The sequence below is a fragment of the Candidatus Chordibacter forsetii genome (assembly GCF_964187505.1).
Lineage (GTDB): Bacteria > Verrucomicrobiota > Verrucomicrobiia > Opitutales > Seribacteraceae > Chordibacter > Chordibacter forsetii.
In genome coordinates this window covers 1-6,487 of sequence record NZ_CAXLML010000089.1, presented here as the reverse complement: position 1 = coordinate 6,487, position 6,487 = coordinate 1, and the positions used below count along the sequence as shown (strand labels likewise).

Below are 6,487 nucleotides of genomic sequence, written 5' to 3'. Positions count from 1 at the left end.
TTAGTCGGGGCAATTGCCGGGGCGAGCGAGTTGGGCACAGCCCTGCCAAGTTTTCATCTTTATGATTCTCCACCCGCTTCGGTTGCCCGACTGCTGGCTGAAGGCTTGACCCGTAAGAGTAAACGGCCCGAACTTCCCCCTGCTGTGGTTTATGCCGCAGAGAATGATTCCCGTGCGGCCACGCGATTGGAGGCTCTTTGCTGGGATCATGCACCTGCTGGATTTGGGGATAAAACAATCTTTTCCGAAACGGTCATTCCTAAAATGTGCACTGTGGTTCAAGATACCGCTCGGATCGAGGCGGAAGGCCTGATCCCCATGTTCCCGGGTGCCAACCGTGCCTTGCTCGTGGAAGCTTATGATCGTATATTAATCGAGGATCATGCACCGGCTGGGTTTGAACGCGGTTTTTCCAATTTTGTGACCAAGCGCCAATTAGATGCTTTTGCTCAGACTAAATTTCTCGGGCATAATGCGGTACATGCCTGGTTGGGCTACCTTGCTGAGAGTGAAGGCTTGTTCTTGATGAGCGAGGTAGGCAAGCGGGACGATCTAATGCGACGGGCATTGGAGGTTTTTCAACGGGAAGTCGGGCCCGGTTTGATCCATGCTCATGCCCGTGGCGGAGATCCGCTCTTTAGTCCCCAAGGAATTTTGGAATATGCCAAGGACGCATTGCAAAGGATGGTAAATCCTTTCCTCAATGATCCGATCGAACGAGTAACCCGTGATCCCATACGGAAATTAGGATGGGAAGACCGGTTGATCGGTGCGATGCGATTGGCTATAGATGCCGGTGTTGAACCACTCCTCCTAAGCGAAGGGGCGAAGATTGCTTTAAGCCGGGCATCTCAGGAGACCGATACATCTCCCGAGAAAGTTTTGGCTAAGATTTGGTCTTCTGAGGCTTCCAAGGAAGAAACCCAACTGGTTCTCTCTTTGCTCCTTTCTTGAGTTGGCTTGTTTCTTCAATTAGCCAGTCGTTCGATTGGTTGAGCGAAATTGAATGATTTATGCCATTCAATGATTGCTTTTCGTTCAAAAACGATCAAATTCTATCATTCAGCCCGATGATACAGGAAAACTCTCCAGCCCTTGCCCCCCAGCGTCGCGAACATTTGCGACAGATGTTGCGGGAAGGTGGAGTTGCCCGGGTGGAAGATTTGCGCCGTAAATTAGATGTATCGGTAGCAACCATTCGTCGGGATTTGGAAATTCTTGAGGAGGATGGAAAAGTCCGTCGGGTACACGGCGGTGCCGTATCAATGGAGAGTCGTTTGGAAGAACCCGTTTTTGAAAACAAAACGAATCTGGCAGCAAAGGAAAAACAACGCATTGCCGAGGAAGCTTACTCTCTCATTGAACCGGACGAAGCAATCTATTTGAATGGGGGCAGTACCACCTTGTTTCTTGCCCGTTTGCTCAGGGAAAGATCAGATTTGACGGTAGTTACCAATTCCCTGCAGGCAGCCATTGAACTGGCGGATTCCGGGCCCAGAGTTATTTTGATTGGAGGAGAACTTCGTAGAATCAGTCAGACCATGGTAGGTCCATTGACTTCGGCTGTTCTTGCTCAAGTCCATGTGGATAAGGCTTTTATGGGCACCATGGGTTTTTGCCTGAAGAACGGACTGACCACCACCGATCCAAACGAAGCTTATTCCAACGAGATTGTGGCAGAACAAGCTGGACAGGTCATTCTGCTTGCCGATTCGAACAAGGCAGAAAAAGTTTGTTTTGCCCGCTTTTCTGATTTCGACAAGATCGATCTTTTGATCACCGATAAGAACCTTTCCGTTGAGTATACCAAATCTTTACCCAAGATCGGCGTGAAGGTACGAACTGTATAATTTTACCCCCACTATTTAAAACAACCCCTAAAAGGAGAAGAAGAAAACAAGACATGGCCACACCCGTTATTATGCCCCGCCAAGGACAATCGGTGGAGAGTTGCATCCTGACCGAATGGAAAGTGAATGTAGGAGACCAAGTCGCCGAAGGCGATGTGCTCGCTGTTATTGAGACAGACAAAGCAAGCTTTGACCTCGAGTCGACTGCCTCTGGATCGGTGCTCGCTCTCTTTTGGGAAGCTGACGACGATGTCCCTGTACTTGCCAATGTTGCTGCCATTGGAAATGAGGGAGAAGATGTTGAAGAATTTCGTCCGGAAGGACAGGGTGGAGCCTCGGCTCCTGTTGCGGAGGCACCCACTCCTGCAGCGGCTGATTCCGTAGCTCAATCCACGAGTCCCGTTGCCACTACTGTTCCTGCTGCTGCACCTGCAGGAGGATCTCTTGTTGCCAGTTCCGGGGTAAGCCCACGGGCTCGACGCCTGGCCCTCAAACATGGGATCGATCCAGAGTCTTTACCGGGAAGCGGCCCCGAAGGACGGGTGATCGAACGCGATATTGAGGCAGTAATTAGTGGACGACCGAGGCTTTCCGCCACTGCTCGTGCCCGTTCCCTTGCTGAAGACTTAGAGCGTCCTGCGCGGGGTACTGGACTTGCGGGTATGGTGCGCTCCCAGGATCTTAAGGTTCCCGGTTCGGTGGAAGGTGCAGAAATCTCACCGGTCAAGGGTATACGTAAGGTCATTGCCGAGCGGATGATTGAGTCTTTGCAAACCACCGCCCAACTGACTTTACAGGCATCCTTCGAACTAACCAAAGCACAGGCGTACCGCAAGGAACGTTTGGATGCAGGACAGTCCAAGGTTTCATTGAACGATGTTATCGCCCACGGAATTATTAAGACCTTGGCTGAACATCCAGAAATGAATGCGCACTTCCTCGGTGACCGGATTGCCACCTTTGAAAAAGTTCACCTCGGCGTGGCAGTGGATACACCACGCGGATTGCTTGTGCCTGTAATTAGTAACGCATCTGATCTTTCCATTGAACAGGTCTCTGCCGAGGTTAAGAAATTGGCTGGAGCTTGCCGCGAAGGAACGATTTCTCCGGATAATTTAAGTGGGGGTTCCTTTACCCTGACCAATTTGGGAATGCTCGGTGTGGAAACCTTTACTCCCGTGCTTAATGCTCCTGAAGTTGCCATCCTGGGTGTTGGCGGAATTGTTCTTAAGCCCAAGCGTACCGAGAGTGGAGAGGTCGAACATGTCGATACTTTACCCTTGAGCCTTACTATTGACCACCAGGCGGTGGACGGTGCGCCAGCTGCCCGTTTCCTTCAATCTTTAGTTGAGCGCCTGGAAAACACCCCAGGTGCTTAAACTGATACATTCTATCTCAAACCAAATAAGAAAAATTCCTTAAGAAGAAATGAAATACGATTTTGCTGTAATTGGAGCCGGACCTGCAGGGTACGTAGCCGCCAAAAAAGCCGCCGGTGCGGGTCTCAAGACCCTACTTGTGGAAAAGAAAAAGCTTGGAGGTGTATGCCTCAATGAAGGATGTGTTCCTTCAAAAACTTTGTTACAAGCTGCCAAAACTTATCATCATGCCAAGCATGGTTCTGTTTTTGGAGTGAATGTGGAAGGTTTAAGCTTTGATTTCCCCAAGGCCCATTCCCACAAGAATGGAGTGATGGACAAAATGCGTGACGGTATTGCCGGGTTGATGAAGAAGTACAAAGTCGATGTAGTCGAGGGAGAGGCCGTCCTTCAACCCAACCGTAAAATTGTGGTTAATGGCGAGGAGCATGAAGCTGATAATATTTTAATCTGTACTGGTTCTTCTCCGGCAGTTCCCCCAATCCCTGGAATTGATCAGGAACATGTGGTCGACTCCACGGGTATTCTTAACCGCGAATCCTTGCCCAAACGATTAATCGTGGTTGGTGGAGGTGTGATTGGTTGTGAGTTTGCCTGCATGTATGCATCCGTTGATGTACCGGTGACCGTGCTCGAGGCTATGCCGGAAATCTGTCCTAATCTTGACTCGGAAATTTCTGCCACTTTGCGCAAGGAACTCGAAAAGAAAGGCGTGGAATTTAAACTGGAATCCAAAGTCGAAGAGATTGGTAAATCCACTGTAACTTATAACGATGGCTCCAATAGCCAGGAAATTGAAGGCGATCTTGTCTTGGTGGCTACTGGTCGCCGGCCCAATGTTTCCGGACTTGGCTTTGAAGAAATCGGATTAGAATTTTCTCCCCGTGGTATCAAATCTGACGATCGTGGAGCGACCAATCTTCCTGGCGTGTGGGTTGCTGGTGATGTCACTGGCCAGGCTTGGCTTGCTCATGCAGCCAGCCGGATGGGTGAAGTGGTGGTTAACAATATTACTGGTCGTACCGACCGTATGCGTTTCGATGCCATGCCCGCAGTGGTCTATACCAGTCCAGAGGTCGCGGTGGTCGGGTTGACCAAGGAGGAAGCCGAGGAGCGAGGAATCAAGACGCGTTCTGGCCGTATTCCTATGGCAATTAATGCTCGGTACATTGCGGAAAATCCAGATGAAAGTGGTCTGTGCAAAGTCGTTTTGGAAAAAGATACCAATCGATTGCTCGGAGTACATATGGTTGGTGGTGCCTGCTCTGAAATGATCTTCGGTGCAACTGCCATGCTCGAAACCGAACTGCGCGAAGAGGAAATTGAAGAGATTGTATTTCCTCATCCGACCACATCCGAAATCATCAAAGACGTATTTATGGCGGTTCGCTAAAAACCCTCGTCGATCACTTAAACAAGAAAACTCTCTAACACCCATTCTCCATGCCAAAGTCACAAATTGTCGAACCTGCAGAGGAACGCAAAGCGGGAACAATTCCCTTCAAGGAAATTCCCCTCAATCAATACAAAGATGATTTAAAAAAGGAAGTCGAGACCCACGGGGCCGAAGCCCTTATCGGAATCTACGAGGATATGCTGCTCATTCGCGAATTCGAGAGCATGCTCCAAAGTATTAAGACCCAGGGATCCTACGAAGGAATCGAATACGATCACAAGGGCCCCGCTCACTTGTCCATCGGGCAGGAAGCATCTGCGGTTGGCCAAGCCTTTCTTTTGGGAGTGGATGATCATATTCTTGGTTCTCACCGGTCTCACGGTGAAATTCTCGCCAAAGGAATGTCATCCATTCGTAAGCTAGATGATGATCGTTTGATGGAAATCATGAAAGGCTTTCTTGATGGAGACTGTTTTGGAGTGGTTGAAAAAGAGGGGGCTGAAAATGTTAAGGCACTCGCACGCAACTTCCTTCTCTACGGTGCATTGGCCGAGGTCTTCGGGCGGGCTAATGGATTCAACCGTGGACTGGGTGGTTCGATGCATGCCTTCTTTACTCCCTTTGGCATTCTTCCCAATAATGCAATTGTAGGTGGATCTGCCGATATTGCCATGGGTGCTTCTCTTTTTAAGAAGTGTAACCGCAAACCAGGAATCGTGATTTCCAATGTTGGGGATGCATCCATGGGATGTGGGCCGACCTGGGAAGCAATGAATTTTGCATCAATGCGTCAATTCCATGAATTGTGGGAAGATTCAATGAAGGGCGGATTGCCCATCATTTTTAATTTCATGAATAATTTCTACGGCATGGGCGGACAGACAGCCGGTGAAACCATGGCCTTTGACTTTCTTGCCCGTGTTGGTGCGGGAGTTAATCCTGATTCGATGCATGCCGAGCGTGTGGACGGATACAATCCACTGGCCGTGGCCGATGCCATCCGTCGTAAAAAGACATTGCTCGAACAGGGAGACGGACCCGTGCTTTTGGAAACGATTACTTATCGATATTCCGGACACTCGCCCTCCGATGCTTCCTCTTATCGTCTGAAGGAAGAGATCGAAGCCTGGCAGGCAATTGATCCAATCGAGGCTTATGCCAAGGAAATTATCGATGGCGGACTAATCACCGCTGAACAAATTGAAGAACGTAAGACAGAAACCACCAAGGCGATGACTCAAGCATGCAGGCTTGCATCCAGCTTGGAGATTTCCCCCCGTTTGCCTTCGGAAAAAATTGCCGGGTTGATGTTTTCCAAACGTAAGGTCGAAAATTACGATCCTTCCCGTACCCCTGAACTTATCTTGCCGGCAGCAGAAAATCCACGTGTGCAAGCATTGGCCAAGAAATCAAGAGCGGGAATCATCGATGGTAAACCAGTTTCAAAAAACAAAGTTTATCAATATCGCGACGCCATTTTTGAAGCCGCCTTTCATCGTTTCCAAACTGATTCAACCTTGGTTGCATACGGGGAAGAAAATCGGGACTGGGGAGGCGCTTTTGCATGTTACCGCGGATTAACCGAATCTTTGCCTTATCACCGTTTATTCAATTCTCCTATATCTGAAGCTGCGATTGTAGGATCGGCTGTTGGGTATGCCTTGCAGGGAGGACGTGCTTTGGTTGAGTTGATGTATTGTGACTTCATGGGCCGTGCAGGAGATGAGATTTTCAACCAGTTGGCCAAATGGCAGAGTATGTCCGCATGCGTGCTGGAAATGCCAGTAGTTTTACGGGTGTCTGTGGGATCAAAATACGGTGCTCAACATTCTCAGGACTGGTGTGCGATTTGTAACCATATT

At 49.3% G+C, this 6,487-nt stretch carries 5 protein-coding genes; all 5 read left to right on the top strand.

The annotated features are described in order from the left end of the window. On the top strand, positions 1 to 954 hold a 954-nt coding region (locus ACKPQ4_RS04220), incomplete at its 5' end, for a mannitol dehydrogenase family protein (protein ID WP_407679959.1). A 116-nt stretch (positions 955 to 1,070) separates the two neighbouring features. Beyond that, entirely contained in the window at positions 1,071 to 1,850 is a 780-nt protein-coding gene (locus ACKPQ4_RS04215; RefSeq protein ID WP_407679958.1) for a DeoR/GlpR family DNA-binding transcription regulator, read from the top strand. A gap of 53 nt (positions 1,851 to 1,903) precedes the next feature. After that, positions 1,904 to 3,229, top strand: a complete 1,326-nt coding sequence (locus ACKPQ4_RS04210) for a dihydrolipoamide acetyltransferase family protein (RefSeq protein WP_407679957.1) — start codon at positions 1,904 to 1,906, stop codon at positions 3,227 to 3,229. 49 nt (positions 3,230 to 3,278) lie between these two features. Further along, positions 3,279 to 4,622 carry a dihydrolipoyl dehydrogenase gene (gene lpdA, locus ACKPQ4_RS04205; protein WP_407679956.1) on the top strand — a complete coding sequence of 448 codons (1,344 nt, stop codon included), beginning with the start codon at positions 3,279 to 3,281 and terminating at the stop codon, positions 4,620 to 4,622. Positions 4,623 to 4,672: 50 nt separating this feature from the next. Then, positions 4,673 to 6,487: thiamine pyrophosphate-dependent enzyme (locus ACKPQ4_RS04200; protein WP_407679955.1), on the top strand; the 1,815-nt coding region annotated here is incomplete at its 3' end.